The sequence below is a fragment of the Vibrio sp. E14 genome (assembly GCF_020515785.1).
Classification (GTDB): domain Bacteria; phylum Pseudomonadota; class Gammaproteobacteria; order Enterobacterales; family Vibrionaceae; genus Vibrio; species Vibrio diabolicus.
The window spans coordinates 242832-268180 of sequence record NZ_JAHPJI010000004.1; the positions used below are offsets into that span (position 1 = coordinate 242832).

Sequence of the window (25349 nt, forward strand, 5' to 3'; positions counted from 1 at the left end):
AATTCGAGTAAAGCTATGTGATTCAGCGTGAATCGTGCCTCTATGATTAGTCTGGCTAAAAAAGTGGCGAAAAAGTTGCCAAATGTGTTGATCCGAGCAATGTGATTCTTTACTATATCGCGCCTTGAGATATGGCTTCGGCAATCAGTTGATGCGGTATCCCATTTTATTATTAATTGCGTGTGGTGTGCGGCTTAGATTCGTATAGCGACACGGCCTACTATTGAGGTTATCCCATGAAAGCTGGTATCCACCCAGAATACAAAGCAGTAAAAGCGACTTGTTCTTGCGGCAACTCTTTTGAGTTCAACTCTACTCTAGGTAAAGAGTCTATCCACCTAGACGTATGTGACAAGTGTCACCCATTCTACACTGGTAAGCAACGTATCGTTGATACAGGCGGCCGTGTTGATCGCTTCAACAAGCGTTTCGGTGCACTATCAAGCGGTAAGAAATAATAGCAGCCGCTATTACGATTACAGTTTAGAAAAGGACGCTTCGGCGTCCTTTTTGTTTAATGGCTACCAAGCGAAGAGGGATGTATAGGGTTTGGAATATTCCCGATTATTTTTCACTCAGCGCTTGCAACCTAAAGTGTGATCTGTATAATGCAGCGCACTGGTTAAGCCAGTTGTGAACCAATGAGCAGTGAGGAGCGAGCACATCTAAGGATTTGCGAGGTAATGTATACTCAGCTTATGTTCGCGGTTAATACAATTAGCTATCTTTTCTTCGGAAAAACTATCCTCAAAGGTGACTTTGGCATATAGGGATAGTTAATCGAAAATTAACTGACAATGCGTCCTAATCTTGGATGCTACGGTTTCACATAAATCAATCGGCATTCTCTCGTCTTGACGAGTTTGAGTGGCGATATTGTTTGTGTAATTTATTAAATTTGGAGCTCTGTCTCATGCAGAACCAACGTATCCGTATCCGCCTAAAAGCTTTCGATTACAAACTAATCGATGCTTCTACAGCGGAAATCGTTGAAACAGCTAAGCGCACTGGCGCACAGGTTCGTGGTCCAATCCCACTGCCAACTCGTAAAGAGCGTTTCACAGTTCTTATCTCTCCACACGTTAACAAGAAAGCACGTGACCAGTACGAAATCCGTACTCACAAGCGTCTAATCGACATCGTTGAGCCAACAGACAAGACTGTTGATGCTCTAATGCGTCTAGACCTTGCTGCGGGCGTTGACGTTCAAATTAGCCTAGGTTAAGGGAGATTAGAAGTATGATTGGTCTAATCGGTCGTAAAGTGGGCATGACCCGCGTATTTACTGAAGAAGGCGTTTCTATCCCAGTAACTGTTGTTGAGGTTGAAGCTAACCGTGTTTCTCAAGTGAAAACTCTTGAAACTGACGGCTACGCAGCAATCCAGGTTACAGCTGGTTCTAAGAAAGCTAACCGCGTAAACAAAGCTGAAGCAGGTCACTTTGCTAAAGCTGGCGTTGAAGCTGGTCGCGGTCTTTGGGAATTCCGTTTAGAAAACGGCGAAGAGTTCGAAGTTGGTTCAGAACTAACTGTTGAACTATTCAACGAAACTAAGAAAGTAGACGTTACTGGTACATCTAAGGGTAAAGGTTTCCAAGGCGCTGTTAAGCGTTGGAACTTCCGTACTCAAGATATGACTCACGGTAACTCATTGTCTCACCGTGCTCCTGGTTCTATCGGTCAATGTCAGACTCCAGGTCGCGTATTTAAAGGCAAGAAAATGGCAGGTCACATGGGTGCTGAGCGTGTAACGACTCAAAACCTAGAGATCGTACGTGTTGACGCTGAGCGCAACCTGCTTCTTATTAAAGGTGCAGTCCCAGGCGCAACTGGCGGCAACGTGATCGTTAAACCAGCTGTTAAAGCATAACGTCTCAGGAGTAAGTAATGGAACTAATGGTTAAAGGTGCCGATGCACTAACTGTTTCCGAAACTACTTTCGGACGTGAGTTTAACGAAGCTCTTGTACACCAAGTAGTTGTTGCGTACGCAGCAGGTGCTCGTCAAGGTACTCGTGCTCAAAAAACACGTTCAGAAGTTTCTGGCGGTGGCGCTAAGCCATGGCGTCAAAAAGGTACTGGCCGTGCGCGTGCTGGTACAATCCGTAGCCCAATCTGGCGTACAGGTGGTGTTACTTTTGCTGCGAAACCACAAGATCACAGCCAAAAAGTAAACAAAAAAATGTACCGTGGTGCTATGAAGAGCATTCTTTCTGAGCTTGTTCGTCAAGAGCGTCTAATCGTTGTTGATAACTTCTCAGTTGAAGCACCAAAGACTAAAGAGCTAGTTGCTAAGCTTAAAGAGCTTGAGCTAACTGACGCTCTAATCGTGACTAGCGAAGTAGATGAGAATCTATTCCTAGCTGCTCGTAACCTATACAAAGTTGACGCACGTGATGTTGCTGGTATCGATCCAGTATCTCTAATCGCGTTTGACAAAGTTGTAATGACTGCAGAAGCAGTTAAGCAAGTAGAGGAAATGCTAGCATGATCACTGAAGAGCGTATCCTAAAAGTTCTACGTGCACCGCACATCTCTGAAAAAGCAACTATGGCAGCTGAGAAAGCGAACACTATCGTTTTCAAAGTAGCTAAAGATGCGACTAAAAAAGAGATCAAAGCAGCTGTAGAAAAGCTATTTGAAGTTGAAGTTAAGTCTGTAAATACTCTTATCACTAAGGGTAAGACCAAACGTCAAGGTCTACGCCAAGGTCGCCGCAGCGACGTTAAGAAAGCGTACGTTACTTTGAAAGAAGGTCAAGATCTTGACTTCGTTGGCGGCGCGGAATAACAGGAGTAGTTAAAAATGGCTATTGTTAAATGTAAGCCGACTTCCCCTGGTCGTCGTCACGTTGTTAAAGTTGTTAACGCTGACCTACACAAGGGCAAGCCATACGCACCTCTTCTAGAGAAAAACTCTAAGAACGGTGGTCGTAACAACAAGGGTCGTATCACAGTACGTCACATCGGCGGTGGTCACAAGCACCACTACCGTGTAGTTGACTTCAAACGTACTAAAGATGGTATTCCAGCGACAGTTGAGCGTCTTGAATACGATCCAAACCGTAGCGCAAACATTGCTCTAGTTCTTTACAAAGACGGTGAGCGTCGCTACATCCTAGCACCTAAAGGTGTTGTAGCTGGTGATGTTATTCAGTCTGGTGTTGATGCACCAATCAAAGCTGGTAACACTCTACCAATGCGTAATATCCCAGTAGGTTCAACAGTACATAACGTTGAACTTAAGCCTGGTAAAGGTGGTCAGCTAGCTCGTTCGGCTGGTGCTTACGCTCAAATCGTTGCTCGCGACGGTGCGTACGTAACTATCCGTCTACGTTCTGGCGAGATGCGCAAAGTTCTTTCTGAAGGCCGTGCAACAATCGGTGAAGTTGGTAACTCTGAGCACATGCTACGTGAACTTGGTAAAGCAGGTGCATCACGTCATCGCGGTATCCGTCCAACGGTTCGTGGTGTTGTAATGAACCCGATTGACCACCCACACGGTGGTGGTGAAGGCCGTACTTCTGGTGGTCGTCACCCAGTATCTCCTTGGGGTATGCCTACTAAAGGCTTCAAGACTCGTAAGAACAAACGCACTGACAAGTACATCGTACGTCGTCGTAACAAGTAATCTATATAAAGAGGAATCGCCATGCCACGTTCTCTCAAGAAAGGTCCTTTTATTGACCTACACTTGCTGAAGAAGGTAGAGAAAGCGGTGGAAAGCGGAGACAAAAAGCCTATTAAGACTTGGTCCCGTCGTTCAATGATCATCCCTACGATGATCGGTTTGACCATCGCTGTCCATAATGGTCGTCAGCACGTACCAGTATTTGTAACTGATGAAATGATCGGTCACAAACTGGGTGAATTCGCACCAACACGTACTTACCGCGGTCACGCTGCGGATAAGAAAGCTAAGAAGCGCTAAGGAGTAAATAATGGAAGCAATTGCTAAACATAACTTTGCTCGCATTTCGCCTCAGAAAGCTCGCTTAGTTGCGGATCTAATCCGTGGTAAATCTGTTGACCAAGCTCTAGAAATCCTAACGTTCAGCAACAAAAAAGCTGCTGCACTAGTTAAGAAAGTTCTAGAGTCTGCTATCGCTAACGCGGAGCACAACGAAGGTGCAGATATTGACGATCTGAATGTCGCAAAAATCTTTGTAGATGAAGGCCCAACCATGAAGCGTATTATGCCTCGTGCTAAAGGTCGTGCGGATCGTATCTTGAAGCGTTCAAGCCACATCACTGTTGTTGTAGCAGATCGCTAGAGACTAGGAGAGTAAGCAATGGGTCAAAAAGTACATCCAAATGGTATTCGTCTAGGCATCGTTAAGCCTTGGAATGCTACATGGTTTGCTAACACCAAAGATTTCGCTGACAACCTAGACGGCGACTTCAAGGTACGTCAGTTCCTTACAAGTGAACTGAAAAAAGCGTCTCTATCACGTATCGTTATCGAGCGTCCTGCTAAGAGCATCCGTGTGACTATTCACACTGCTCGTCCAGGCGTTGTTATCGGTAAGAAAGGTGAAGACGTTGAGAAGCTACGCGCAGCTGTAGCTAAAATTGCAGGTGTACCAGCGCAAATTAACATCGCTGAAGTACGTAAGCCTGAACTAGATGCGCAACTTGTTGGTGACAGCATCGCGTCTCAGCTAGAGCGTCGTGTTATGTTCCGTCGTGCTATGAAGCGCGCAGTACAAAACGCTATGCGCCTAGGCGCTAAAGGTATCAAAGTGGAAGTAAGCGGTCGTCTAGGCGGCGCTGAAATCGCACGTTCAGAGTGGTACCGTGAAGGCCGTGTGCCTCTACACACTCTACGTGCTGACATTGATTACGCAACTTCTTCGGCTCACACTCAATACGGTGTGATCGGCATTAAAACTTGGATCTTCAAAGGTGAAATCCTAGGTGGTATGCCAGCAGCTAACGCTGTAGAGCCTAAAGGCGACAAGCCTAAGAAGCAGCGTAAAGGCCGTAAGTAAGGAGTCGACAGATGCTACAACCTAAACGTACTAAGTTCCGTAAGGTTCAGACTGGTCGTAACCGTGGTCTAGCTAAAGGTACTGATGTAAGCTTCGGCGAATTCGGTCTTAAAGCTGTTGGCCGTGGTCGTCTAACTGCTCGTCAAATCGAAGCGGCACGTCGTGCAATGACACGTCACGTTAAGCGTCAAGGTAAAATCTGGATCCGTGTGTTCCCAGACAAACCAATCACAGAAAAACCACTTGAAGTTCGTCAAGGTAAGGGTAAAGGTAACGTTGAGTACTGGGTAGCCCAAATCCAACCTGGTAAGGTTATGTACGAAATGGGTGGTGTACCTGAAGAATTGGCACGTGAAGCGTTCCGTCTTGCGGCACGTAAACTGCCTTTCAAAACTACATTTGTAACTAAGCAGGTGATGTGATGAAAGCACAAGATCTACGCGAGAAAAGCGTTGAAGAGCTTAACGCTGAGCTAATGAATTTGCTACGTGAACAGTTCAACTTGCGCATGCAAGCTGCGACTGGTCAACTACAGCAAACTCATACTCTGAAAGCTGTACGCCGTGATATCGCACGTGTGAAAACTGTTTTGACTGAGAAGGCAGGCGCATAATGAGCGAAGTAAAACGTACTCAACAAGGTCGTGTTGTTAGCGATAAGATGGACAAGTCTATCACTGTTGCTATCGAGCGTTTCGTAAAACACCCAATCTACGGTAAATACGTAAAACGTACGACTAAAGTACACGCACATGACGAGAACAACGAGTGTGGCCTAGGCGACACAGTTGAAATCGCAGAGTGTCGTCCACTGTCTAAGACTAAGTCTTGGACTTTGGTAAAAGTTCTAGAAAAGGCGAAGATTTAATCTCGTTAATTCTATGAAACTAAAGCGGCTCCAAAATATTTTTGGAGCCGTTTATTTTTTGACTACCCAATCACAAAAAAGGGTGGTACAATTCGCGTCCCTTTTAAAGAGGCAGCCCGACCCGTGATGGGTCTAGTTATTAATATTTAGCGGAGCACTAACATGATCCAAATGCAAAGTATGCTGGACGCAGCTGATAACTCAGGCGCACGCAGCGTAATGTGTATTAAGGTTCTGGGTGGCTCTCACCGCCGTTATGCACATATCGGTGACGTCATCAAAGTTACTGTGAAGGAAGCAATCCCTCGCGGTAAAGTTAAAAAAGGTGATGTTCTGAAGGCGGTGGTAGTGCGCACCCGTAAAGGCGTACGTCGTCCTGACGGTTCTGTCATTCGCTTCGACCGAAATGCTTGCGTATTGCTAAACGACAATACTGAGCAACCAATCGGTACACGTATCTTTGGTCCTGTGACACGCGAACTTCGTGGCGATAAGTTCATGAAGATCGTTTCACTGGCTCCAGAAGTTCTGTAAGGAGCACGTAGAAATGGCAGCTAAAATCCGTCGTAATGACGAAGTAATCGTTCTTGCTGGTAAAGACAAAGGCAAGAAAGGTAAAGTAACTAAGGTTCTAGCAACTGGTAAAGTTATCGTTGAAGGTATCAACCTAGTTAAGAAGCATCAGAAACCTGTTCCAGCTATGGGTATCCAAGGCGGTATCGTAGAGCAAGAAGCAGCAATCGACGTTTCTAACGTGGCGATTTTCAACGCAGCTACTGGTAAAGCTGACCGTATCGGTTTCCGTTTTGAAGACGGCAAAAAAGTTCGTTTCTTCAAGTCTAACGGCGAAACCGTTTCTAACTAATAGAAGTAATTTGGAGTTCTACTATGGCGAAACTGCATGATTACTACAAGTCGTCTGTAGTCGCTGAACTGACCAAACAGTTCGGTTACACAAGCGTCATGCAAGTCCCTAGAATCGAGAAAATCACCCTAAACATGGGTGTTGGTGAAGCAATCAACGATAAGAAACTGCTAGAAAATGCAGCGTCTGATATGGCAACGATCTCTGGTCAAAAGCCACTTATCACAAAAGCGCGCAAATCTGTTGCAGGTTTCAAAATCCGTGAAGGCTACCCTATCGGTTGTAAAGTAACCTTGCGTGGCGAACGTATGTGGGATTTTCTTGAGCGTTTAATTAACATCGCTCTTCCACGTGTACGTGACTTCCGTGGTGTTAGCGCTAAGTCTTTTGACGGTCGCGGTAACTACAGCATGGGCGTTCGCGAGCAAATCATCTTCCCGGAAATCGACTTTGATAAAGTTGATCGTGTACGCGGTTTAGACATCACTATTACGACGTCTGCTGGTACTGATGAGGAAGGCCGTGCTCTGCTGGCTGCCTTTAACTTCCCATTCCGTAAGTAAGGTGAAGGGTTACTGTTATGGCTAAACAATCAATGAAAGCACGTGAAGCTAAACGTGCACAGCTAGTAGCTAAGTTCGCTGAAAAGCGTGCAGCGCTAAAAGCTATCATCAGCGATGTAAACGCATCTGAAGAAGATCGTTGGAACGCGGTTCTTACACTGCAATCTCTTCCACGTGATTCAAGTGCATCACGTCAGCGCAACCGTTGCAACCAAACTGGTCGTCCACACGGTTACCTACGTAAGTTCGGTCTAAGCCGTATTAAGGTTCGTGAAGCTTGCATGAAAGGCGAGATTCCGGGTCTTCGTAAGGCTAGCTGGTAATTGCCACTTAATCATTTGGAGTAAATCATATGAGCATGCAAGATCCGATTTCGGATATGCTGACCCGCGTTCGTAACGGTCAGGCAGCAAACAAAGTTGCTGTAAAAATGCCTTCTTCAAAGCTTAAAGTTGCAATTGCTGCACTACTAAAAGCTGAAGGTTACATCGTTGACTTCGCTGTTGAAGGCGAAGCAAAACCTGAGCTAGAAGTTACACTTAAGTACTTCCAAGCTAAACCAGTAATCGAGCAACTTAAACGTGTTTCTCGTCCAGGTCTACGTGTTTACAAGAAGAAAGATGAACTTCCTTCTGTAATGGGTGGTCTTGGTATTGCTATCGTTTCAACTTCCAAGGGTCTTATGTCAGACCGCGCTGCACGTAAAGCAGGTCTTGGTGGTGAAATCATCGCTTACGTAGCTTAATAAGGAGTAGACTATGTCTCGTGTTGCAAAAGCACCTGTCGCTATTCCAGCTGGCGTAGAGGTGAAACTAAACGGCCAAGAAATCACTGTAAAAGGTGCGAAAGGCGAACTAACTCGCGTTCTTAACGATGCAGTTGTAATCGCTCAGGAAGAAAATAACCTGACTTTCGGTCCTAAAGAAGGTGTTGCTAACGCATGGGCTCAAGCAGGTACTGCTCGCGCTCTAGTTAACAACATGGTTGTTGGTGTTACTGAAGGCTTTACTAAGAAGCTAACTCTTAAAGGTGTAGGTTACCGTGCTGCTATCAAAGGCAACGCTGTAGGTCTAACACTAGGCTTCTCACACCCAGTTGAGCACGAGTTGCCAGCGGGTATTAAAGCTGAATGTCCAAGCCAAACTGAAATCGTGATCACTGGTGCTGACAAGCAACTAGTTGGTCAAGTTGCGGCTGACATTCGTTCTTACCGTGAGCCTGAGCCATACAAAGGCAAAGGTGTTCGTTACGCAGATGAAAATGTGCGTACTAAAGAAGCTAAGAAGAAGTAAGGTAACACTATGGATAAGAAAGCATCTCGCATCCGTCGTGCTACACGTGCACGTCGTAAGATTGCAGAACTGGGTGCGACTCGCCTAGTTGTACACCGTACTCCTCGTCACGTGTACGCACAGGTTATCGCGGCTAACGGCTCTGAGGTTATCGCAGCAGCTTCTACTGTAGAAAAAGCGATCCGTGAGCAAGTGAAATACACTGGTAACGTTGATGCAGCTAAAGCAGTGGGTAAAGCTATTGCTGAGCGCGCTCTTGAGAAGGGCGTAACTGCAGTTGCATTTGATCGTTCTGGTTTCCAATACCACGGTCGAGTAGCGGCGCTAGCAGAATCTGCTCGCGAAGCTGGTCTGAAATTCTAAGGTAGGGTTGGAAGATGGCTAAAGAACAACAAGTTCAAGCGAATGATTTGCAAGAAAAGCTAATCGCAGTTAACCGCGTATCTAAGACGGTTAAAGGCGGTCGAATCATGAGCTTCACTGCACTAACAGTAGTTGGTGACGGTAATGGTCGTGTAGGTTTCGGTTACGGCAAAGCTCGTGAAGTACCTGCAGCGATTCAAAAAGCAATGGAAAAAGCGCGTCGTAACATGACTACGATCGCTCTAAACGAAGGCACTCTTCACCACCCAGTGAAAGGTCGCCATTCGGGCTCTAAAGTTTACATGCAGCCTGCTGCAGAAGGTACTGGTGTTATCGCAGGTGGTGCGATGCGTGCAGTACTAGAAGTTGCTGGTGTACACAACGTACTATCTAAAGCGTACGGTTCTACGAACCCTATCAACATCGTTCGTGCAACGATCGATGCACTAGGTAGCATGAAGTCACCAGAAATGGTTGCTGCTAAACGTGGTCTAACTGTTGAATCTATTTCGGAGTAAGAACACCATGGCAACTATTAAAGTAACTCAAACTAAAAGCTCAATTGGTCGTCTGCCAAAGCACAAAGCTACTTTGCGCGGTCTAGGTCTTCGTAAAATCAACCACACAGTAGAACTTGAAGATACTCCGTGTATTCGCGGTATGATCAACAAGGTTTACTACATGGTTAAAGTTGAGGAGTAATCAGAATGCGTTTGAATACTCTAGCACCGGCTGCTGGCGCGAAAACTTCTGCGAAGCGAGTAGGTCGTGGTATCGGTTCAGGCCTAGGTAAAACTGGTGGCCGTGGTCACAAAGGTCAAAAATCACGTTCTGGCGGCAGTGTTCGTCCAGGTTTCGAAGGCGGTCAGATGCCTCTGAAACAACGTCTACCAAAATTCGGTTTCACTTCTCGTAAGAGCCTAGTGTCTGCTGAAGTTCGTCTAGCTGAGCTAGCGAAAGTTTCTGGTGACGTAGTTGATCTAAACAGTCTTAAAGCTGCTAACATCATCACTAAGAACATCGAATTTGTAAAAGTTGTTCTTTCTGGTGAAATCAACAAAGCAGTGACTGTGAAAGGTCTACGTGTGACTAAAGGCGCTAAAGCTGCAATCGAAGCTGCAGGCGGTAAAATCGAGGAATAATCTCGAGGAACGAGGTACAGATGGCTAAGAAACCAGGACAAGATTTTCGTAGTGCTCAGAGCGGCTTAAGTGAACTAAAGTCGCGCTTGTTATTCGTAATTGGTGCACTTTTAGTATTCCGAGCCGGCTCCTTTGTGCCGATTCCTGGTATTGACGCTGCTGTACTTGCCGATTTGTTCGAACAGCAAAAAGGTACCATCGTTGAAATGTTTAACATGTTCTCCGGTGGTGCTCTTGAGCGTGCATCTATATTAGCATTGGGCATCATGCCGTATATTTCGGCATCTATTGTTGTCCAATTGCTAACTGTAGTTCATCCAGCGTTAGCTGAACTCAAAAAAGAGGGTGAAGCAGGCCGTCGTAAGATCAGCCAATACACACGCTACGGCACGCTTGTACTTGCAACCTTCCAAGCTATAGGTATTGCAACTGGCCTACCAAACATGGTCGACAATCTGGTTGTTATCAACCAAACCATGTTTACGCTAATTGCTACCGTAAGTTTAGTAACCGGTACCATGTTCTTAATGTGGTTAGGTGAACAAATTACAGAGCGAGGAATTGGTAACGGTATTTCGATACTGATTTTTGCAGGTATTGTTGCTGGATTGCCTTCTGCAATCGGTCAAACAATCGAGCAAGCGCGTCAAGGTGAATTGCATGTACTTCTTCTGTTGCTAATCGCGGTATTAGCTTTTGCAGTCATTTACTTCGTTGTTTTCATGGAACGTGGTCAACGCCGAATCGTCGTTAACTACGCGAAGCGTCAACAAGGTCGTAAAGTATTTGCTGCACAAAGCTCGCATCTGCCTCTTAAAATTAACATGGCAGGTGTTATTCCAGCGATTTTTGCATCAAGCATTATCTTGTTCCCAGGAACATTGGCTCAGTGGTTTGGTCAAAACGGCGAGAGCAGCGCGTTCGGTTGGTTAACTGACGTGTCTTTGGCTCTTAGCCCAGGTCAACCGTTGTATGTAATGCTTTATGCAGCAGCAATTATCTTCTTCTGTTTTTTCTACACGGCGTTGGTTTTCAACCCGCGTGAAACAGCAGATAACTTGAAGAAGTCTGGTGCATTCGTACCCGGTATCCGCCCAGGTGAGCAGACAGCGAAGTACATTGATAAAGTAATGACACGTTTAACCCTTGCTGGTGCACTGTACATTACCTTTATCTGTCTGATTCCCGAGTTCATGATGGTCGCGTGGAACGTACGTTTCTACTTCGGCGGTACATCGCTACTAATCGTAGTTGTTGTAATTATGGACTTTATGGCACAGGTACAGACTCATCTGATGTCTCAACAGTATGATTCTGTGTTGAAGAAAGCGAATCTGAAAGGCTACGGCCGTTAATCCGGCGGTAGACTCAGTTTCATTTACGGAGTTTAGCAATGAAAGTTCGTGCTTCCGTTAAAAAAATCTGCCGTAACTGTAAAGTAATCAAGCGTAACGGTGTCGTTCGCGTGATTTGCAGTGAGCCAAAGCACAAACAGCGCCAAGGCTAATTAGCAGAAATTTTTACTTGAAAATGAAGGTTGGGTCGAGTATATTCCTCGGCCTACCTTTTGCGTGCAAAAGAAGTAGTATTCCGCAGCGTATCCATCACGGGCTTTGCTGCGGCTAATTCTTTTATAGAAACACTTAGGAGTGAATAATGGCCCGTATAGCAGGCATTAACATTCCTGATCAGAAACATGCAGTAATCGCTCTAACAGCGATCTACGGCATCGGTAAAACTCGCTCTCAAGCTATCCTAGCTGAAGTGGGTATTGCTGAAAATGTTAAGATCAGTGAACTAACTGAAGAGCAGATCGATCAACTGCGTGATGGTGTAGCTAAGTACACTGTAGAAGGTGATCTACGTCGTGAAGTATCTATGAACATCAAGCGTCTTATGGACCTTGGCTGTTACCGTGGTCTTCGTCATCGTCGCAGTCTACCACTACGTGGACAGCGTACTAAAACCAACGCTCGCACCCGTAAGGGTCCGCGTAAGCCGATCAAGAAATAATCGGGAAGGTAGAGTACAATGGCTAAACAACCAACTCGCGCTCGTAAGCGCGTACGCAAGCAAGTTGCAGATGGCGTTGCGCACATCCATGCTTCTTTCAATAACACAATCGTAACCATTACTGACCGTCAAGGTAACGCTCTTGCATGGGCTACTGCAGGTGGTTCTGGTTTCCGTGGTTCTCGTAAGTCTACTCCGTTCGCTGCACAGGTTGCTGCTGAGCGTTGTGCTGAAATGGCTAAAGAATACGGCCTAAAGAACTTGGAAGTTATGGTTAAGGGTCCTGGTCCAGGTCGCGAATCAACTGTTCGTGCACTAAACGCCGCTGGTTTCCGCATCACAAACATCGTTGATGCTACACCAATCCCTCATAACGGTTGTCGTCCACCTAAGAAACGTCGCGTATAACGTTTCTAGGACAATTGGAGAAGAATCATGGCAAGATATTTGGGTCCTAAGCTGAAGCTTAGCCGTCGTGAAGGCACTGACTTATTCCTTAAGTCTGGTGTTCGCGCGATCGATACCAAGTGTAAAATTGATAACGCACCAGGTGTACACGGCGCTCGTCGCGGTCGTCTATCTGAGTATGGCGTTCAGCTTCGTGAGAAGCAAAAAGTACGTCGTATGTACGGCGTTCTAGAAAAACAATTCCGTAACTACTACAAAGAAGCTGCTCGCCTAAAAGGCAACACTGGTGAAAACCTACTTCAGCTTCTTGAAGGTCGTCTTGATAACGTAGTTTACCGCATGGGCTTTGGTGCAACTCGCGCAGAAGCACGTCAGCTAGTTAGCCACAAAGCTATCCTAGTAAACGGTAAAGTTGTAAACGTTCCTTCTTTCAAAGTAGCGGCTAATGACGTTGTTTCTATTCGCGAGAAAGCTAAACAGCAAGCTCGTATTAAAGCGGCTCTAGAAGTTGCTGAACAACGTGAAAAACCAACTTGGATTGAAGTAGATGGTGGCAAGATGGAAGGTACATTCAAGCGTATGCCTGAGCGTTCTGATCTATCAGCTGACATCAACGAACAATTGATCGTCGAGCTTTACTCTAAGTAAGGTTTAAACTAAAGAGAGGACACAATGCAGGGTTCTGTAACAGAATTTCTTAAGCCACGTCTAGTTGACATCGAACAAATCAGCTCGACTCACGCAAAAGTAACTCTTGAGCCATTAGAGCGTGGCTTTGGTCATACTCTGGGTAATGCACTTCGCCGCATTCTTCTATCTTCTATGCCTGGTTGTGCAGTGACAGAAGTAGAAATCGAAGGCGTACTTCACGAGTACAGCACTAAAGAAGGTGTACAAGAAGATATTCTTGAAATCCTTCTAAACCTTAAAGGTTTGGCAGTGCGTGTTGCTGAAGGCAAAGATGAAGTGTTCATTACTTTGAACAAATCAGGCTCGGGCCCTGTGGTTGCAGGTGACATCACCCATGATGGTGATGTAGAGATCGCTAACCCTGAACACGTTATTTGTCACCTAACGGATGACAACGCTGAAATCGCAATGCGTATTAAAGTCGAACGTGGTCGTGGTTATGTTCCAGCTTCTGCGCGTATCCATAACGAAGAAGACGAGCGTCCAATCGGTCGCCTACTAGTAGATGCTACTTACAGCCCAGTAGACAAAATTGCCTACGCTGTAGAAGCAGCTCGTGTAGAACAGCGCACTGATCTAGACAAGCTTGTTATCGATATGGAAACAAACGGTACTCTAGAACCTGAGGAAGCAATCCGTCGTGCAGCTACAATCCTAGCTGAACAATTGGATGCATTCGTAGATCTTCGTGATGTACGAGTTCCTGAGGAGAAAGAAGAGAAGCCAGAATTCGATCCGATCCTACTGCGTCCTGTAGACGATCTTGAACTAACAGTTCGCTCTGCTAACTGTCTGAAAGCAGAAGCGATTCACTACATCGGTGATCTAGTACAACGTACTGAGGTTGAGCTACTTAAAACGCCTAACCTTGGTAAAAAATCTCTTACTGAGATTAAAGACGTACTTGCGTCACGTGGTCTGTCTCTGGGCATGCGCCTAGAAAACTGGCCACCTGCATCAATCGCTGAAGATTAATCGATACTAGTTAGAAGGATTAGGTCATGCGCCATCGTAAGAGTGGTCGTCAACTCAACCGCAACAGCTCACATCGCAAAGCGATGTTCAGCAACATGGCTAGCTCTCTAGTACGTCATGAAGTTATCAAGACTACTTTGCCAAAAGCAAAAGAGCTACGTCGCGTAGTTGAGCCTTTGATTACACTAGCTAAGACTGACAGTGTTGCTAACCGTCGTCTAGCATTTGCACGTACTCGTGACAACGAAGTAGTTGCAAAACTATTTAACGAACTAGGTCCACGTTTTGCTGCTCGTCAGGGCGGTTACACTCGTATCCTAAAAGCTGGCTTCCGTGCTGGTGATAAAGCTCCAATGGCTTACATTGAGCTTGTAGATCGCCCAGCTGCTGAAGAAGCTGCTGAGTAATCAGTTCGTAAGAACGAGAAAGCCGAGCGTTAGCTCGGCTTTTTTGTATCTGCGATTCAGTAAATCTTTATATCCAGCCTGCATTTATTTTACTCCATGCAGACTGGCAATTTAAAAAGTGATTATCACTTGCGCTTATTTACTAGTATTCCACAACCCGCCTAACGAACTTAGAAGTCCCTCGCTAACGCCTTGCTTGTTCAAGTAATCCAAGATTACTGGAGCAAACTGACTGATCATAGAGGGATCTAAACCCAACGTATCGAATGCACTTTTTACTGCACTGATATTCTCAATATTCCCCAGTAAGCTTTGTGCTCCTTGCAAGTTTGAAAGCCCAGGAATCAAAGACTGTAATTCACTGCTATTTTCTTGTGAAAGCTGGCTTTGAGCCAAAGCGAGTAGTGCGCCACTACCTCCAGCCGCTTGTTCTGTAGATACAGGTAATTGGCTAGTTAGCATGTCTGTTAATGGAGATGATTCAGTGTTCAGGCTACTACCTACCATATCCATTAGGCCACTTTCTTTACTTTTTTGCGTGACGGAATCTAAGAATGCGTGCGCACTACCAATGTTCATTGATAAGAGTGCCAGAGTCAGGAGTGTTTTACGCATAGTACCTCCGAAGGTTGAGCGTTTTTAACGTGATTTTATTGTTTTAAAGGCTATCAGAGTGAAAGGTTTAGAGGTGAGAAAGTCTATTCAGTTTAGACAAAAAAACGGCGCTAATGCGCCGTTTTACTAAATCATAATTGAAAATGGTTTCAATTAAAGAATATCTAGTAGTTCTACTTCGAAAACTAGTGCTGCGAATGGAGGGATAGCTGCACCAGCGCCACGCTCACCGTACGCAAGGTCTTGTGGTACGTATAGTTTCCACTTAGAACCAACAGGCATTAGTTGTAGTGCTTCTACCCAGCCTTTGATTACGCCTGTAACAGGGAATTCAGCTGGTTGACCGCGAGATACAGAGCTATCGAATACAGTACCGTCAGTTAGCTCACCGTGGTAGTGAACGCGAACTGAGCTTTCTGCTGTTGGAACTGCACCAGTACCTTCAGAAATGATTTCGTACTGAAGGCCAGAGTCTAGAACGTTAACTTCAGGGCGTAGTGCGTTGTCTTTTAGGAACGCTTCGCCTTCTGCTGCTGCAATTTTCGCTGCTTCTTGGCGAGCGGTTTCTGCACGAGTGTGAAGCTCTTGTAGTGCTTTGTTGATTTCATCAATTTCGATTGATGGCATGTCACCAGTTAGTGCTGTTGCAATACCCGCTGCGATAGCATCAACGCTAAGACCTTCAAGACCAGAACCTGCAAGTTGCTGACCCATTTGCAGACCAATGCCGTAGCTTGCTTTTTGTTCTGCAGTTTCAAATTTAATTTCAGACATGAATGTCGCTCTTGTTAGGAGTGATAAAGGCAACAGGATATCAGTTTCGAGCTTAGGTTTAAATGATTGCGACTGAATGCTTAATTGAGGCGGCCAGGGTGTGACTTATCTCTTACTCCAAGTGAAATTTCTGCTAATTTAATCCAAATTCCATTTTAGTTTAGTGAAAAACATATACTCTCCGCGTCGGTATTTTTATACTGGCAGTAGAAGTATTAAGGGACTCATTAAAATGAATCGTCGCAGAAAGAAAAAGCAGCAAGTCGACTATGTCGAATTGGTTAAACAAAAATTCGCTGCTATCGACTGGAAGCAGCCGTTCAACAAAGAGCAATGGTTGGAGCGTATACAGCCTGTTAAGCAGTTTTGGCTGCGCCTACCGAAATTCCATCAACGAGCTTTGATGGTTTTAGTTCCATTGATTCTGGTACTCCTTGTTATTCCTTTGCCGAATAAAACAGAACAATCAGTTGAGCAAGCTGAGGTCGATCATCAGCGCGTAGCGATTCAGCTGAATGCACAGAGTTTAAGCCAGCAAAGAACCTCTCAGAATTCTGGGCCGAAATCCGAAGACTGGAAAGAGTACACGGTTAAAAATGGCGACACGTTAGCGCAGGTTTTCAGAAGTAATCAGCTCTCGATGGCGGATCTTAGCGCTCTAGTAAAAATCGAAGGCAGTGATAAGCCGCTGAGCCAAATTAAACAAGGACAATTGATTCGCTTTAAGCTTAGCGATGAAGGCGAGTTGGATATGCTGCAACTAGAAAAAAGCGGGCGGTCCGTCATGTTTTTCCGCTTATCGGATGGGACCTTTGGGCGCAACAAGTAGATGCTTCAAATGAACTAAAGACGCGAAGGTATCGCGTCTTTTTAGTTTATCTATAAATTAGTAACCTAGCAATGAACGCGTTATATCGCTACGGCTTCTTTTCGCATATCCACATGAGGAATACCATCCTCTAGGTAGCGATCAGAAATAACTTTGAATCCATGACTCGCATAAAACTGGATGAGATGCTCTTGAGCTCCTATATCAATCGTCTGTCCTGGCCACAATATTTCACACTGTGTTAATGCCTCTTCCAGCAACTTATGTCCCAGACCATCACCACGCGCAGTTTGTTTGGTGACGACTCGACCAATGCTCACATTGTCATACGTAGTGCCAGCGGGTAGTAATCGTGCGCAAGCAACAAGTTCATCACCGTGGTAACCTATTAGATGATAAACACCTTCCAGTGTGTCTTTGCCATCCAGTTCAGGATAAGGGCAGGTTTGTTCAACGACGAATACATCCACACGTAATTTCATCATTGTATACAATTGTGTGGTTGTCAGTTGAGCAAAGGGCAAAGTAATCCAAGTGAGCATGTTGTCATCCGTCATGAGAGTAGAGTGACTGACTTTACTTTGTTTTGTACTCATACTCATTAACAAAGGTTAATTATCACTGGTTTTCCCACCAAATCTGGTGATAATGTGCCCTCTTTTCATCTCACCTGAGGATATTCCCGTGAGCAAACAAACTTTTGATCAAGTCGGGCTAAACCCAGCGTTACTCGCCACACTTGATTCCCTGAACTACACCCACATGACGCCAATTCAAGCTTTGAGTTTGCCTGCAATCCTAAAACATCGTGATGTCATCGGGCAGGGTAAAACGGGCTCAGGTAAAACCGCTGCATTTGGTTTGGGTGTTTTATCGAACCTTAACGTCAAACGCTTTCGTGTCCAGTCATTAGTATTGTGTCCAACTCGTGAGCTTGCGGATCAAGTCGCGAAGGAAATTCGTACTTTAGGTCGTGGCATTCATAATATTAAAGTGCTTACTCTCTGCGGTGGGATGCCAATGGGGCCACAAATTGGTTCGCTGGAGCATGGAGCGCATATCCTAGTCGGCACACCTGGCCGTATTTTGGATCACCTTGAGAAAGGCCGCATTAACCTTAGCGAGCTGAATACCTTGGTGTTGGATGAAGCTGATCGCATGTTGGACATGGGTTTCCAAGACGCATTAGATGCGATTATTGATGCAGCGCCAAAGCAGCGTCAAACTCTACTTTTCAGTGCTACTTTCCCGGAGAAAATTGAGCAAATTGCGCAGCGTATTATGCAGACGCCTGAAGTCATTAAGGTGGAATCGACGCACGATACCTCAAGCATTGCTCAGCATTTCTACAAAGTTGAAGGTTCGGAAGCGCGTGATGAAGCGTTGGCGAACTTGCTACTGACTCACCAACCAGAGTCCGCTGTGGTTTTTTGCAATACCAAAAAAGAAGTGCAAAGTGTCGCAGATGAGTTGCATCGCAAAGGGTTCAGCGTTATCGATATCCATGGGGACTTAGAACAGCGTGAACGCGATCAAGCATTGGTGCAGTTTGCTAACAAGAGTGTTTCTATCCTTGTCGCAACAGACGTCGCGGCGCGTGGTTTGGACGTAGATAACCTTGATGCAGTCTTTAACTTTGAGCTATCGCGCGATCCTGAGGTTCATGTACACCGTATCGGTCGTACAGGCCGTGCGGGTAGTAAAGGTTTGGCGTTCAGCTTCTTTGGAGAGAAAGACGGTTTGCGTGTAGCTCGTATTGAAGAATACCTGGATATGGACGTGGTACCAGCAACATTGCCTGCCAAATCAAATCAGCAGCCATACCAAGCGAAGATGGTGACGATTAACATTGATGGCGGTAAGAAACAGAAAGTACGACCGGGTGATATCTTAGGGTGTCTGACGGGGAAAAATGGTATCCCAGGCTCTCAAGTTGGCAAGATTCACCTATTCCCTGTGCGCGCTTATGTTGCCGTCGAAAAGTCTGTGGCTAAAAAGGCTTTACAGACCATTAGTAACGGCAAGATGAAAGGGCGCCAGTTCCGGGCGCGAATTCTTAAATAGCTCAAATAGCAGAGAAAAAGCTCTTCGTTTGAAGAGCTTTTTTCTTTTTTGAGTTTATTTGAGAGTGTGATCTTTGGTTAAGCGTGCTTTGATTCGACTCAAACTGATTGGCGTAATGCCCAGGTAGGCCGCAATTTGACTATCGGTAATACGTTGCTCTAAATCTGGGTAATGAGCGCAAAATAATTGATATCGTTCCTCTGGAGAGTAGAGCAACATAAAGCGTTCTTTATTCTCTTTATTAACCAGTTGGTTTTCGAGTAGCTTTAAGTAAATGGCGTGCTTTTCTGCTCGCCAGTGATGCAACGTTTCAATTGGCAAGCAAAATAGCTGACAAGCGCTCAGCGTTTCCAATAAGTAAGGCGAAGGTTGGTCCTTTATTATGCTCTCAAACCCGATAACCCAGTCCTTCTCCCAATAAAATTCTTTACTGAATTCTTTGCCGTGCTCCGTGAGATAGCTTGCGTGGCATAACCCCTCAATAATGAAGTACAGATGTGAGCTAAACTCCCCTTGGTGATTAAGAATGTGGCGTGTAGGCAGTTCGAGCAACTCACCATTTTCAATAAGTTGGTTTGCTTCTGTCTCTAAAAAGCCATGTTTGACTAAGTCTGAAAAAAGATCGCTGTGCATGTGATAACTCAGAAACGGTTTTCTTTATTTTAACGGGTTTTATTGATAACAAAAAAGCGGCTCATGAGAGCCGCTTAGTGTTGTTGTCAAATCAACCTTATTTATTCAGATCGATTTGATAAATTGCGAAACCAATGTCGTCTGTTGACACGCGTTTCATTGGGTATTGTCCTTTCTCTTTGATGAACTGCGCCGCTTTATCGCTAGGGGAGGTTTCGAAACGAATATCTAGCTTGTTATCGGACTTAATCGGTGCGAAAGACCAGTTGTTGTCAGCGCTTGGTGTCACTTCTCCTTTTTCTTCACTCACGCGAGAAATATAAGTGGCGACGACAGAGCGGTTTTCATCTGGTGCGTCAAATGCAATGAAATCTGGGCCTGTACCAGGGAAAGTATTGCTATAAGCACGGTAGTTATTGGTTGCGATGATGAAATCTTGCTTCGGATTGACAGGCTTACCATTAAACGTCAGATTCACAATGCGCTGAGAATCTGGATTAATCACTTTACAATCCGCATCGTACTTCGGCGGTTGGGTAACGTCGATTTGGTAGTTAACCCCATCAATAACATCGAAGTTGTAAGTACGGAAATTATCCCAATCAATCAAAGATTGCGGTTTAGGATTGTTGATGTCGATGTGGTTGAATTGACCCGCACTGCACTCTAGCCATTCGCGAACTTCTTTACCTTTCACTTTCATCGCAACCAAGGTGTTTGGGTATAAGTAAAGATCGGCCGCATTACGGAAGGTGAGCTGACCGGACTCTACTTCTGTAAAGTTATTCGGATCGTTCTTACGACCGCCGACTTTAAATGGTGCTGCCGCACTCAGTACTGGAATGTCAGAAAGGTCTGGGTCGCCTTGAATAAAGCGTTCTACGTAGTCTTTCTGAGCAAGGTTAACGATTTGAATGGTTGGGTCGTCCTGCACTAATGCCAAGAAGCTGTACATGACATCATTTGCTTTGCCGATTGGTTGGTTTACAAATTCACGAGTGCCTTTGTGATCTTCTTCTAACGCTTTCACAATATCTTCATCGGCTTTAGCTAATGACTTCTTATTTACTTTATCGAAGATAGGGCGTGCTTCTGCTTGGCCTTCAACTACTTGCCATCTGCCGTCTTCCTCTTTCAGCATCAAGTCCATCACACCTACATGACTTCCCCAGCGGCCCGGCATCACTGACGTCACACCATTGATGGTCCCTTTCTCGGTATCAACACCAGGTAGGTTTGCGAAGTTTTTCTCTGGGAAGACCGCGTGAGAGTGGCCAAAAGCAATGGCATCAATACCTTCAACTTCTGTGAGGTAGTAAACTGAGTTTTCAGCGCCTAGTTTGTATGGATCAGTAGAAATGCCCGAGTGTGGAATCGCCACAATCACGTCTGCGCCTTCTTTCTTCATTTGAGGAATCAGTTTCTCTGCTGTTTCCTTAATGTCTTTAGCAAAGACTTTGCCTTCTAAGTTCTTCTTATCCCACACCATAATTTGTGGTGGTACAAAGCCGATATAACCCACTTTTATTTGATGCGCTTCGCCGTTTGTGTCTTTAAAGGTGTGGGTTTTGATCAGGTAAGGCTTGAAGTAATGCTCACCGGTTTTTTTATCAAATACGTTTGCGTTGATGTAAGGGAAGTTAGCGCCCGCCAACGTCTTTTGTAGAAAATCTAAGCCATAGTTGAACTCATGATTGCCAATGTTGCCCACATCGTAGTCTAGTTGGTTCATCGCCTTGTAGACTGGGTGGACATCGCCAGCGTTAATCCCTTTCGCCGCCATGTAATCGCCCATTGGGCTGCCCTGAATTAAATCGCCGTTATCTACTAATACCGTGTTTTCTGCCTCGGACTTAGCCTGTTTCACTATGGTCGCAGCGCGACTTAAACCAATTTGCTGTGATGGTTGGTCTTTGTAGTAATCGTAATCCATCACGTTGGTATGAATGTCGGTGGTTTCGATGATACGAAGCTTGATGGTATCGGCCATCGCAGGACCAGCAAGCGTTAGCATGCTACTTAACACTGCGAGGGAAATAGGGTGAACTGCCACTTTCATTTGGTGCTCCAATTCAATGGGAAGGGGGAATCGTACCGCGTAATGTATCAAACGCTGGTGCAACTTAATGATAAAGATACAGAAAACTGTGAACAAAAATCAGTTTACTGAACCTTATTCATATTAACCGCCGACTTTTTCACGCTTTTGAATGAGACCAAACAAAAACTTCTTAGCAGATTTTTGAATAAAAAATGAAATTTTAGAATTTCAGGTAATATAAACGCCCCGCCATAATGCTTGCATAACGATATCAATGGACGATGAGCAAGCACATGGCAACGAACGATTCAGTCACTTCTTTTCCTAAACCAAAGCCCCGGTTAGTTTCTGACAACCCAGTAGCTAGTGTTACTCGTTTTGCAAAGCAATCGCTACAGCCTGGTGAAGTCGCCTTAGTGGGGGCGGGGCCGGGTGATCCTGAACTTTTGACAGTGAAAGCACTGAACTGTTTGCAGCAAGCCGATGTGGTTTTGTACGACTACTTGGTGTCTGAAGAAATCATGGCCTTGATCCCTAGCGATACGATTTTAGTGTGCGTTGGGAAACGAGCTGGGCATCACAGTGTGCCGCAGGAGAAGACGAACCAGCTTTTGGTGGATTTTGCCAAGCAGGGCTACAAAGTAGTGCGCATTAAAGGTGGGGATCCGTTTGTATTCGGTCGTGGTGGTGAAGAGTTAGAAGTGCTTGCTGATGCTGGCGTGCGTTTTCAGGTTGTCCCTGGCATTACCGCAGCAGCTGGCGCAACCGCTTATGCTGGTATTCCACTGACTCATCGTGATTATGCGCAATCGGCCATCTTTGTGACTGGCCACTTGAAAGAAGAAAGTGATGAGATGGATTGGTCCACGTTGGCGCGTGGGAATCAGACTTTAGTGATCTACATGGGGCTGATGAAATCACACTATATTCAGAATCAACTCATTAAGCATGGTCGTTCAGCGTCGACTCCGATTGCCATTATTGAGCGTGGCACGCAGATTCAACAAAAAGTATTTACGGGAGAACTCTCCCAACTCTCTGATTTATCGAAGGAAGCACAATCGCCATCTTTGATTGTTGTCGGAGAGGTAGTGCGACTGTCTCAAAAGTTAGACTGGTTTTTGTCTAGTACTGAATTCAACAAAAGTGCTATTGCCAACTCCATATAATTTCAGACCAAAGATTAGAGACGTAATGCGCCTTCAAGCTTAAAAAGGAAATACAAAACATGGACCAACAACGTTTAACTCACCTTAAACAACTCGAAGCGGAGAGTATCCATATTATCCGCGAAGTTGCGGCTGAGTTTGATAACCCAGTCATGATGTATTCGATTGGTAAAGACTCATCAGTGATGCTGCACCTAGCGCGTAAAGCGTTTTACCCGGGCAAAATTCCATTCCCACTTTTGCATGTCGATACCGACTGGAAATTCCGCGAGATGATTGAGTTTCGCGATCGCACCGCAGCCAAATACGGCTTTGAGCTTTTGGTACATAAGAACCCAGAAGGTCTAGCAATGGGCTGCAGTCCGTTTGTTCATGGCTCGTCAAAGCATACGGACATCATGAAAACGCAAGGTCTTAAGCAGGCGCTAAACAAATATGGCTTCGATGCTGCTTTTGGTGGCGCTCGTCGTGATGAAGAAAAATCACGCGCAAAAGAACGAGTGTATTCGTTCCGTGACAAGAACCATACCTGGGACCCTAAAAATCAACGTCCAGAGCTGTGGAAAACGTACAACGGTCAGGTCAATAAAGGGGAGAGCATTCGTGTATTCCCACTTTCGAACTGGACGGAGCTTGATATCTGGCAATATATCTATTTAGAAAACATTGAGATCGTACCGCTTTATCTCGCTGACAAACGTCCAGTTGTTGAACGCGACGGCATGCTAATCATGGTTGATGATGATCGTATGGAGCTTCAACCGGGTGAAGTGATCGAAGAGAAGAGTGTGCGTTTCCGTACTCTTGGTTGTTATCCATTAACTGGGGCTATCGAGTCTGAAGCGAACACTTTGACCGGCATTATCGAAGAGATGCTGGTGGCAACGTCGAGTGAGCGCCAAGGTCGAGCGATCGACCACGATCAGTCAGGATCGATGGAGCTTAAGAAACGTCAAGGTTACTTCTAAAGGATCTAAGGAAAGATAATGAACAGTGCAGTTGAAGCTCAATTAGCCGAGCTTGGTATCGAAGGCTATTTAACACAACACCAGTACAAGTCGTTACTTAGATTCTTGACTTGTGGCTCGGTAGATGACGGTAAAAGTACACTAATCGGTCGCTTACTCCATGACTCAAAACAAATTTATGAAGATCAGCTAGCGGCAGTACACTCAGACAGCCAACGTGTGGGCACCACGGGTGAAAAGCCTGACCTTGCGTTGTTGGTCGATGGCTTACAAGCTGAGCGCGAGCAGGGGATCACGATTGATGTGGCTTACCGCTATTTCTCGACGCAGAAACGTAAGTTCATCATCGCCGATACACCTGGGCACGAGCAGTACACGCGTAATATGGCAACAGGCGCATCGACCTGTGACTTAACGGTGATCTTAGTTGATGCACGCAAAGGCATTCTTGATCAAACTCGTCGTCACTCTTTTATTTCCAACCTATTGGGTTTGAAGCACTTTATTGTGGCGATCAACAAGATGGATTTAGTGGATTACTCTCAAGAGCGCTTTGAAGAAATCCGCGATGAGTATCTTAAGTTTTCTGAGAACCTGACCGGGGATATTGATATTCAAATCATCCCGATTTCGGCGCTTGAAGGTGACAATGTGGTAGATAAAGGGCAAAACCTAAGCTGGTTTAAAGGCCCGTCATTGCTTGAACTTCTTGAAACGGTCGATGTGGATCAAGAAAAAGGTGCGGGTGAGTTCCGCTTCCCTGTGCAATACGTTAACCGTCCTAACCTCGATTTCCGTGGTTTTGCGGGGACGATTTCTTCAGGTTCGATCAAAGTCGGTGATGCCATCAAAGCATTGCCATCGGGGAAAACGTCAACCGTGGCACGCATTGTTACGTTTGATGGTGATATTGAGGAAGCTCGTGCTGGGTTGGCGGTCACTCTGACGCTAAGCGATGAGATCGATATTAGCCGTGGCGATTTGATTGTCCTAGACAATGCTCAAGTGGAAACCACAAACCACTTGCTTGCCGATGTGGTATGGATGACAGAGCAACCTCTGCAACCGGGCCGTGACTACGACATCAAAATCGCGGGTAAGAAAACTGTGGGCCATGTTGAAGCGATTCGTCACCAATATGATATCAACAACCTATCAACTCATAGTGCGGCAGAGCTGCCATTGAATGGTATTGGCTTGTGTGAATGGTCTCTCAATGAGTCAGTTGCGCTGGACAATTACCAAGATTGTGCTGATACCGGCGGCTTCATCATTATCGATCGTCTGACGAACGTGACGGTTGGTGCAGGCATGGTCAAAGAAAGCCTCGCGGTGGTTGAGCGCGACTTGACGGACATCTCTGCGTTTGAAGTTGAGCTGAATGCACTTGTGCGTAAACACTTCCCACACTGGGAAGCAAAAGACGTTAGCCAATTGCTGAAAAAGTAATTGGCGCGCCCGAGCACGATAAGCTCTGATTCTGTCTGTTGTTGTGCTTGGGGCGTCGTTGCCTAACTGAGTTGCGAAATGCAGTTAGGTTATTCTCCTAATACCAGAATGCTTCGGTGAAGCCCAAGAAAACCGAGCATTCTGATGTTCTTTTCGCTTACGCTGATTTTGGTCTGTTTACTCGTTTGTCTGGTGTCTCACGGATAAATGAGCCGTTGTTGTGCCCTTTGGGCG

The 25349-nt window shown here is 45.5% G+C and carries 39 protein-coding genes; 34 read left to right on the top strand and 5 right to left on the bottom strand.

The genetic code is table 11. The features are described 5' to 3' along the window. Window positions 1-236 precede the first annotated feature (236 nt). From rpmE to rplQ, 29 genes are all read left to right on the top strand, one after another. Entirely contained in the window at window positions 237-458 is a 222-nt protein-coding gene (gene rpmE / locus LIX84_RS13250) for a 50S ribosomal protein L31 (RefSeq protein WP_005379546.1), read from the top strand. A 455-nt stretch (window positions 459-913) separates the two neighbouring features. Continuing rightward, entirely contained in the window at window positions 914-1225 is a 312-nt protein-coding gene (gene rpsJ, locus LIX84_RS13255) for a 30S ribosomal protein S10 (protein WP_004410492.1), read from the top strand. Between the two features lie 14 nt (window positions 1226-1239). Next, window positions 1240-1869 (top strand): 50S ribosomal protein L3, encoded by a 630-nt coding sequence (gene rplC / locus LIX84_RS13260; protein ID WP_005379555.1) that lies wholly within the window; start codon window positions 1240-1242, stop codon window positions 1867-1869. 17 nt (window positions 1870-1886) lie between these two features. Further along, window positions 1887-2489 carry a 50S ribosomal protein L4 gene (gene rplD / locus LIX84_RS13265; protein ID WP_005379556.1) on the top strand — a complete coding sequence of 201 codons (603 nt, stop codon included), beginning with the start codon at window positions 1887-1889 and terminating at the stop codon, window positions 2487-2489. After that, window positions 2486-2788, top strand: a complete 303-nt coding sequence (rplW, locus tag LIX84_RS13270; protein ID WP_004398471.1) for a 50S ribosomal protein L23 — start codon at window positions 2486-2488, stop codon at window positions 2786-2788. The genes rplD and rplW overlap by 4 nt, the downstream gene beginning before the upstream one ends. Window positions 2789-2803: 15 nt before the next feature. Next, entirely contained in the window at window positions 2804-3628 is an 825-nt protein-coding gene (gene rplB, locus LIX84_RS13275; RefSeq protein ID WP_005383168.1) for a 50S ribosomal protein L2, read from the top strand. 21 nt (window positions 3629-3649) lie between these two features. Continuing rightward, window positions 3650-3928, top strand: a complete 279-nt coding sequence (gene rpsS / locus LIX84_RS13280) for a 30S ribosomal protein S19 (RefSeq protein WP_004394525.1) — start codon at window positions 3650-3652, stop codon at window positions 3926-3928. Between the two features lie 10 nt (window positions 3929-3938). Next, entirely contained in the window at window positions 3939-4271 is a 333-nt protein-coding gene (gene rplV, locus LIX84_RS13285; protein ID WP_005383164.1) for a 50S ribosomal protein L22, read from the top strand. 18 nt (window positions 4272-4289) lie between these two features. Next, window positions 4290-4988: a 30S ribosomal protein S3 gene (gene rpsC / locus LIX84_RS13290; protein ID WP_005383161.1), complete on the top strand. Its 699-nt coding sequence runs from the start codon at window positions 4290-4292 to the stop codon at window positions 4986-4988. An 11-nt stretch (window positions 4989-4999) separates the two neighbouring features. Then, window positions 5000-5410, top strand: coding sequence for a 50S ribosomal protein L16 (rplP, locus tag LIX84_RS13295; RefSeq protein ID WP_005379577.1), 411 nt, complete (start codon window positions 5000-5002; stop codon window positions 5408-5410). Continuing rightward, window positions 5410-5601 (top strand): 50S ribosomal protein L29, encoded by a 192-nt coding sequence (rpmC, locus tag LIX84_RS13300; protein ID WP_005379576.1) that lies wholly within the window; start codon window positions 5410-5412, stop codon window positions 5599-5601. Before rplP ends, rpmC begins: the two co-directional genes overlap by 1 nt. Beyond that, window positions 5601-5855 carry a 30S ribosomal protein S17 gene (rpsQ, locus tag LIX84_RS13305; RefSeq protein ID WP_005379575.1) on the top strand — a complete coding sequence of 85 codons (255 nt, stop codon included), beginning with the start codon at window positions 5601-5603 and terminating at the stop codon, window positions 5853-5855. The genes rpmC and rpsQ overlap by 1 nt, the downstream gene beginning before the upstream one ends. Window positions 5856-6017: 162 nt before the next feature. Beyond that, window positions 6018-6389 (top strand): 50S ribosomal protein L14, encoded by a 372-nt coding sequence (gene rplN, locus LIX84_RS13310; protein ID WP_004410450.1) that lies wholly within the window; start codon window positions 6018-6020, stop codon window positions 6387-6389. 13 nt (window positions 6390-6402) lie between these two features. Next, on the top strand, window positions 6403-6720 hold the full coding sequence (gene rplX / locus LIX84_RS13315) for a 50S ribosomal protein L24 (protein ID WP_005379574.1): 318 nt from the start codon (window positions 6403-6405) through the stop codon (window positions 6718-6720). 23 nt (window positions 6721-6743) lie between these two features. Beyond that, window positions 6744-7283: a 50S ribosomal protein L5 gene (rplE, locus tag LIX84_RS13320; RefSeq protein WP_005379573.1), complete on the top strand. Its 540-nt coding sequence runs from the start codon at window positions 6744-6746 to the stop codon at window positions 7281-7283. A gap of 17 nt (window positions 7284-7300) precedes the next feature. Next, window positions 7301-7606 carry a 30S ribosomal protein S14 gene (gene rpsN, locus LIX84_RS13325; protein WP_012841173.1) on the top strand — a complete coding sequence of 102 codons (306 nt, stop codon included), beginning with the start codon at window positions 7301-7303 and terminating at the stop codon, window positions 7604-7606. A 29-nt stretch (window positions 7607-7635) separates the two neighbouring features. Further along, the gene (rpsH, locus tag LIX84_RS13330) at window positions 7636-8028 is read left to right on the top strand and encodes a 30S ribosomal protein S8 (RefSeq protein ID WP_005379572.1); all 393 of its coding nucleotides are present in this window, start codon (window positions 7636-7638) and stop codon (window positions 8026-8028) included. 13 nt (window positions 8029-8041) lie between these two features. Further along, the gene (gene rplF, locus LIX84_RS13335; RefSeq protein ID WP_005392377.1) at window positions 8042-8575 is read left to right on the top strand and encodes a 50S ribosomal protein L6; all 534 of its coding nucleotides are present in this window, start codon (window positions 8042-8044) and stop codon (window positions 8573-8575) included. Between the two features lie 9 nt (window positions 8576-8584). Then, complete coding sequence (gene rplR / locus LIX84_RS13340; protein WP_005379568.1) at window positions 8585-8938, top strand: 50S ribosomal protein L18; 354 nt, start codon at window positions 8585-8587, stop codon at window positions 8936-8938. A 14-nt stretch (window positions 8939-8952) separates the two neighbouring features. Next, window positions 8953-9456, top strand: a complete 504-nt coding sequence (gene rpsE / locus LIX84_RS13345; protein WP_004745894.1) for a 30S ribosomal protein S5 — start codon at window positions 8953-8955, stop codon at window positions 9454-9456. 7 nt (window positions 9457-9463) lie between these two features. Next, complete coding sequence (gene rpmD, locus LIX84_RS13350) at window positions 9464-9640, top strand: 50S ribosomal protein L30 (RefSeq protein ID WP_005379565.1); 177 nt, start codon at window positions 9464-9466, stop codon at window positions 9638-9640. A 5-nt stretch (window positions 9641-9645) separates the two neighbouring features. After that, window positions 9646-10080 carry a 50S ribosomal protein L15 gene (gene rplO / locus LIX84_RS13355; RefSeq protein ID WP_005383155.1) on the top strand — a complete coding sequence of 145 codons (435 nt, stop codon included), beginning with the start codon at window positions 9646-9648 and terminating at the stop codon, window positions 10078-10080. Window positions 10081-10100: 20 nt separating this feature from the next. Beyond that, window positions 10101-11435 carry a preprotein translocase subunit SecY gene (secY, locus tag LIX84_RS13360; RefSeq protein ID WP_005379562.1) on the top strand — a complete coding sequence of 445 codons (1335 nt, stop codon included), beginning with the start codon at window positions 10101-10103 and terminating at the stop codon, window positions 11433-11435. A 38-nt stretch (window positions 11436-11473) separates the two neighbouring features. Beyond that, on the top strand, window positions 11474-11587 hold the full coding sequence (gene rpmJ / locus LIX84_RS13365) for a 50S ribosomal protein L36 (RefSeq protein WP_000868186.1): 114 nt from the start codon (window positions 11474-11476) through the stop codon (window positions 11585-11587). A 149-nt stretch (window positions 11588-11736) separates the two neighbouring features. Then, window positions 11737-12093 (top strand): 30S ribosomal protein S13, encoded by a 357-nt coding sequence (rpsM, locus tag LIX84_RS13370; RefSeq protein WP_005383154.1) that lies wholly within the window; start codon window positions 11737-11739, stop codon window positions 12091-12093. A gap of 18 nt (window positions 12094-12111) precedes the next feature. Beyond that, window positions 12112-12501 (top strand): 30S ribosomal protein S11, encoded by a 390-nt coding sequence (gene rpsK, locus LIX84_RS13375; protein WP_001118870.1) that lies wholly within the window; start codon window positions 12112-12114, stop codon window positions 12499-12501. A 27-nt stretch (window positions 12502-12528) separates the two neighbouring features. Beyond that, window positions 12529-13149: a 30S ribosomal protein S4 gene (gene rpsD, locus LIX84_RS13380; RefSeq protein ID WP_005383146.1), complete on the top strand. Its 621-nt coding sequence runs from the start codon at window positions 12529-12531 to the stop codon at window positions 13147-13149. Between the two features lie 24 nt (window positions 13150-13173). Further along, the gene (locus tag LIX84_RS13385; protein ID WP_005383143.1) at window positions 13174-14166 is read left to right on the top strand and encodes a DNA-directed RNA polymerase subunit alpha; all 993 of its coding nucleotides are present in this window, start codon (window positions 13174-13176) and stop codon (window positions 14164-14166) included. 26 nt (window positions 14167-14192) lie between these two features. Then, window positions 14193-14573 carry a 50S ribosomal protein L17 gene (gene rplQ, locus LIX84_RS13390; protein ID WP_005383141.1) on the top strand — a complete coding sequence of 127 codons (381 nt, stop codon included), beginning with the start codon at window positions 14193-14195 and terminating at the stop codon, window positions 14571-14573. Between the two features lie 135 nt (window positions 14574-14708). Here the strand turns inward: rplQ and LIX84_RS13395 are convergent, their stop codons facing one another. Both LIX84_RS13395 and LIX84_RS13400 read right to left on the bottom strand, forming a co-directional pair. Next, window positions 14709-15188 carry a DUF2780 domain-containing protein gene (locus LIX84_RS13395; RefSeq protein ID WP_226421506.1) on the bottom strand — a complete coding sequence of 160 codons (480 nt, stop codon included), beginning with the start codon at window positions 15186-15188 and terminating at the stop codon, window positions 14709-14711. Window positions 15189-15341: 153 nt separating this feature from the next. Beyond that, complete coding sequence (locus tag LIX84_RS13400; protein ID WP_005392370.1) at window positions 15342-15962, bottom strand: FKBP-type peptidyl-prolyl cis-trans isomerase; 621 nt, start codon at window positions 15960-15962, stop codon at window positions 15342-15344. Between the two features lie 232 nt (window positions 15963-16194). Here LIX84_RS13400 and LIX84_RS13405 point away from each other — a divergent pair, with 232 nt between their 5' ends. After that, entirely contained in the window at window positions 16195-16791 is a 597-nt protein-coding gene (locus tag LIX84_RS13405) for a LysM-like peptidoglycan-binding domain-containing protein (protein ID WP_046874056.1), read from the top strand. Window positions 16792-16871: 80 nt separating this feature from the next. Here the strand turns inward: LIX84_RS13405 and LIX84_RS13410 are convergent, their stop codons facing one another. Beyond that, on the bottom strand, window positions 16872-17333 hold the full coding sequence (locus LIX84_RS13410) for a GNAT family N-acetyltransferase (protein WP_031780248.1): 462 nt from the start codon (window positions 17331-17333) through the stop codon (window positions 16872-16874). A gap of 142 nt (window positions 17334-17475) precedes the next feature. Between LIX84_RS13410 and dbpA the strand changes: the two genes are divergently transcribed. Then, window positions 17476-18855 (top strand): ATP-dependent RNA helicase DbpA, encoded by a 1380-nt coding sequence (dbpA, locus tag LIX84_RS13415; protein ID WP_226421507.1) that lies wholly within the window; start codon window positions 17476-17478, stop codon window positions 18853-18855. A 54-nt stretch (window positions 18856-18909) separates the two neighbouring features. Here dbpA and LIX84_RS13420 read toward each other — a convergent pair whose 3' ends face one another. Continuing rightward, window positions 18910-19488: a Crp/Fnr family transcriptional regulator gene (locus LIX84_RS13420; RefSeq protein ID WP_213883848.1), complete on the bottom strand. Its 579-nt coding sequence runs from the start codon at window positions 19486-19488 to the stop codon at window positions 18910-18912. 97 nt (window positions 19489-19585) lie between these two features. Beyond that, a complete protein-coding gene (cpdB, locus tag LIX84_RS13425) occupies window positions 19586-21547 on the bottom strand; it encodes a 2',3'-cyclic-nucleotide 2'-phosphodiesterase (RefSeq protein ID WP_226421508.1) in 1962 nt (653 codons plus the stop codon). A gap of 275 nt (window positions 21548-21822) precedes the next feature. Between cpdB and cobA the strand changes: the two genes are divergently transcribed. From cobA to cysN, 3 genes are read left to right on the top strand one after another with little or no spacing between them, the layout of a single operon-like run. Next, window positions 21823-22698, top strand: coding sequence for a uroporphyrinogen-III C-methyltransferase (gene cobA / locus LIX84_RS13430; protein WP_226421509.1), 876 nt, complete (start codon window positions 21823-21825; stop codon window positions 22696-22698). A 59-nt stretch (window positions 22699-22757) separates the two neighbouring features. Continuing rightward, window positions 22758-23666 (top strand): sulfate adenylyltransferase subunit CysD, encoded by a 909-nt coding sequence (gene cysD / locus LIX84_RS13435; protein WP_005379592.1) that lies wholly within the window; start codon window positions 22758-22760, stop codon window positions 23664-23666. 18 nt (window positions 23667-23684) lie between these two features. Beyond that, entirely contained in the window at window positions 23685-25115 is a 1431-nt protein-coding gene (gene cysN, locus LIX84_RS13440) for a sulfate adenylyltransferase subunit CysN (RefSeq protein WP_226421510.1), read from the top strand. Window positions 25116-25349: the final 234 nt, after the last annotated feature.

What these genes read in the sequence shown, in the direction of transcription:
- LIX84_RS13400 (WP_005392370.1), bottom strand. Translation starts at nt 15,962, where the DNA reads ATGTCTGAAATTAAATTTGAAACTGCAGAACAAAAAGCAAGCTACGGC.
- rpmJ (WP_000868186.1), top strand. Translation starts at nt 11,474, where the DNA reads ATGAAAGTTCGTGCTTCCGTTAAAAAAATCTGCCGTAACTGTAAAGTA.
- rplR (WP_005379568.1), top strand. Translation starts at nt 8,585, where the DNA reads ATGGATAAGAAAGCATCTCGCATCCGTCGTGCTACACGTGCACGTCGT.
- rpsD (WP_005383146.1), top strand. Translation starts at nt 12,529, where the DNA reads ATGGCAAGATATTTGGGTCCTAAGCTGAAGCTTAGCCGTCGTGAAGGC.
- secY (WP_005379562.1), top strand. Translation starts at nt 10,101, where the DNA reads ATGGCTAAGAAACCAGGACAAGATTTTCGTAGTGCTCAGAGCGGCTTA.
- LIX84_RS13410 (WP_031780248.1), bottom strand. Translation starts at nt 17,333, where the DNA reads ATGCTCACTTGGATTACTTTGCCCTTTGCTCAACTGACAACCACACAA.
- cysD (WP_005379592.1), top strand. Translation starts at nt 22,758, where the DNA reads ATGGACCAACAACGTTTAACTCACCTTAAACAACTCGAAGCGGAGAGT.
- rpsS (WP_004394525.1), top strand. Translation starts at nt 3,650, where the DNA reads ATGCCACGTTCTCTCAAGAAAGGTCCTTTTATTGACCTACACTTGCTG.
- rpsM (WP_005383154.1), top strand. Translation starts at nt 11,737, where the DNA reads ATGGCCCGTATAGCAGGCATTAACATTCCTGATCAGAAACATGCAGTA.
- rplV (WP_005383164.1), top strand. Translation starts at nt 3,939, where the DNA reads ATGGAAGCAATTGCTAAACATAACTTTGCTCGCATTTCGCCTCAGAAA.
- rplX (WP_005379574.1), top strand. Translation starts at nt 6,403, where the DNA reads ATGGCAGCTAAAATCCGTCGTAATGACGAAGTAATCGTTCTTGCTGGT.
- rpmC (WP_005379576.1), top strand. Translation starts at nt 5,410, where the DNA reads ATGAAAGCACAAGATCTACGCGAGAAAAGCGTTGAAGAGCTTAACGCT.
- LIX84_RS13405 (WP_046874056.1), top strand. Translation starts at nt 16,195, where the DNA reads ATGAATCGTCGCAGAAAGAAAAAGCAGCAAGTCGACTATGTCGAATTG.
- rpsJ (WP_004410492.1), top strand. Translation starts at nt 914, where the DNA reads ATGCAGAACCAACGTATCCGTATCCGCCTAAAAGCTTTCGATTACAAA.
- LIX84_RS13420 (WP_213883848.1), bottom strand. Translation starts at nt 19,488, where the DNA reads ATGCACAGCGATCTTTTTTCAGACTTAGTCAAACATGGCTTTTTAGAG.
- rpsN (WP_012841173.1), top strand. Translation starts at nt 7,301, where the DNA reads ATGGCTAAACAATCAATGAAAGCACGTGAAGCTAAACGTGCACAGCTA.
- rplE (WP_005379573.1), top strand. Translation starts at nt 6,744, where the DNA reads ATGGCGAAACTGCATGATTACTACAAGTCGTCTGTAGTCGCTGAACTG.
- cobA (WP_226421509.1), top strand. Translation starts at nt 21,823, where the DNA reads ATGGCAACGAACGATTCAGTCACTTCTTTTCCTAAACCAAAGCCCCGG.
- rplD (WP_005379556.1), top strand. Translation starts at nt 1,887, where the DNA reads ATGGAACTAATGGTTAAAGGTGCCGATGCACTAACTGTTTCCGAAACT.
- rpsK (WP_001118870.1), top strand. Translation starts at nt 12,112, where the DNA reads ATGGCTAAACAACCAACTCGCGCTCGTAAGCGCGTACGCAAGCAAGTT.
- rpsH (WP_005379572.1), top strand. Translation starts at nt 7,636, where the DNA reads ATGAGCATGCAAGATCCGATTTCGGATATGCTGACCCGCGTTCGTAAC.
- rpsC (WP_005383161.1), top strand. Translation starts at nt 4,290, where the DNA reads ATGGGTCAAAAAGTACATCCAAATGGTATTCGTCTAGGCATCGTTAAG.
- cpdB (WP_226421508.1), bottom strand. Translation starts at nt 21,547, where the DNA reads ATGAAAGTGGCAGTTCACCCTATTTCCCTCGCAGTGTTAAGTAGCATG.
- rpmE (WP_005379546.1), top strand. Translation starts at nt 237, where the DNA reads ATGAAAGCTGGTATCCACCCAGAATACAAAGCAGTAAAAGCGACTTGT.
- cysN (WP_226421510.1), top strand. Translation starts at nt 23,685, where the DNA reads ATGAACAGTGCAGTTGAAGCTCAATTAGCCGAGCTTGGTATCGAAGGC.
- rplP (WP_005379577.1), top strand. Translation starts at nt 5,000, where the DNA reads ATGCTACAACCTAAACGTACTAAGTTCCGTAAGGTTCAGACTGGTCGT.
- LIX84_RS13385 (WP_005383143.1), top strand. Translation starts at nt 13,174, where the DNA reads ATGCAGGGTTCTGTAACAGAATTTCTTAAGCCACGTCTAGTTGACATC.
- rplO (WP_005383155.1), top strand. Translation starts at nt 9,646, where the DNA reads ATGCGTTTGAATACTCTAGCACCGGCTGCTGGCGCGAAAACTTCTGCG.
- rpsQ (WP_005379575.1), top strand. Translation starts at nt 5,601, where the DNA reads ATGAGCGAAGTAAAACGTACTCAACAAGGTCGTGTTGTTAGCGATAAG.
- rplF (WP_005392377.1), top strand. Translation starts at nt 8,042, where the DNA reads ATGTCTCGTGTTGCAAAAGCACCTGTCGCTATTCCAGCTGGCGTAGAG.
- rplB (WP_005383168.1), top strand. Translation starts at nt 2,804, where the DNA reads ATGGCTATTGTTAAATGTAAGCCGACTTCCCCTGGTCGTCGTCACGTT.
- rpsE (WP_004745894.1), top strand. Translation starts at nt 8,953, where the DNA reads ATGGCTAAAGAACAACAAGTTCAAGCGAATGATTTGCAAGAAAAGCTA.
- rpmD (WP_005379565.1), top strand. Translation starts at nt 9,464, where the DNA reads ATGGCAACTATTAAAGTAACTCAAACTAAAAGCTCAATTGGTCGTCTG.
- rplW (WP_004398471.1), top strand. Translation starts at nt 2,486, where the DNA reads ATGATCACTGAAGAGCGTATCCTAAAAGTTCTACGTGCACCGCACATC.
- rplQ (WP_005383141.1), top strand. Translation starts at nt 14,193, where the DNA reads ATGCGCCATCGTAAGAGTGGTCGTCAACTCAACCGCAACAGCTCACAT.
- LIX84_RS13395 (WP_226421506.1), bottom strand. Translation starts at nt 15,188, where the DNA reads ATGCGTAAAACACTCCTGACTCTGGCACTCTTATCAATGAACATTGGT.
- rplN (WP_004410450.1), top strand. Translation starts at nt 6,018, where the DNA reads ATGATCCAAATGCAAAGTATGCTGGACGCAGCTGATAACTCAGGCGCA.
- rplC (WP_005379555.1), top strand. Translation starts at nt 1,240, where the DNA reads ATGATTGGTCTAATCGGTCGTAAAGTGGGCATGACCCGCGTATTTACT.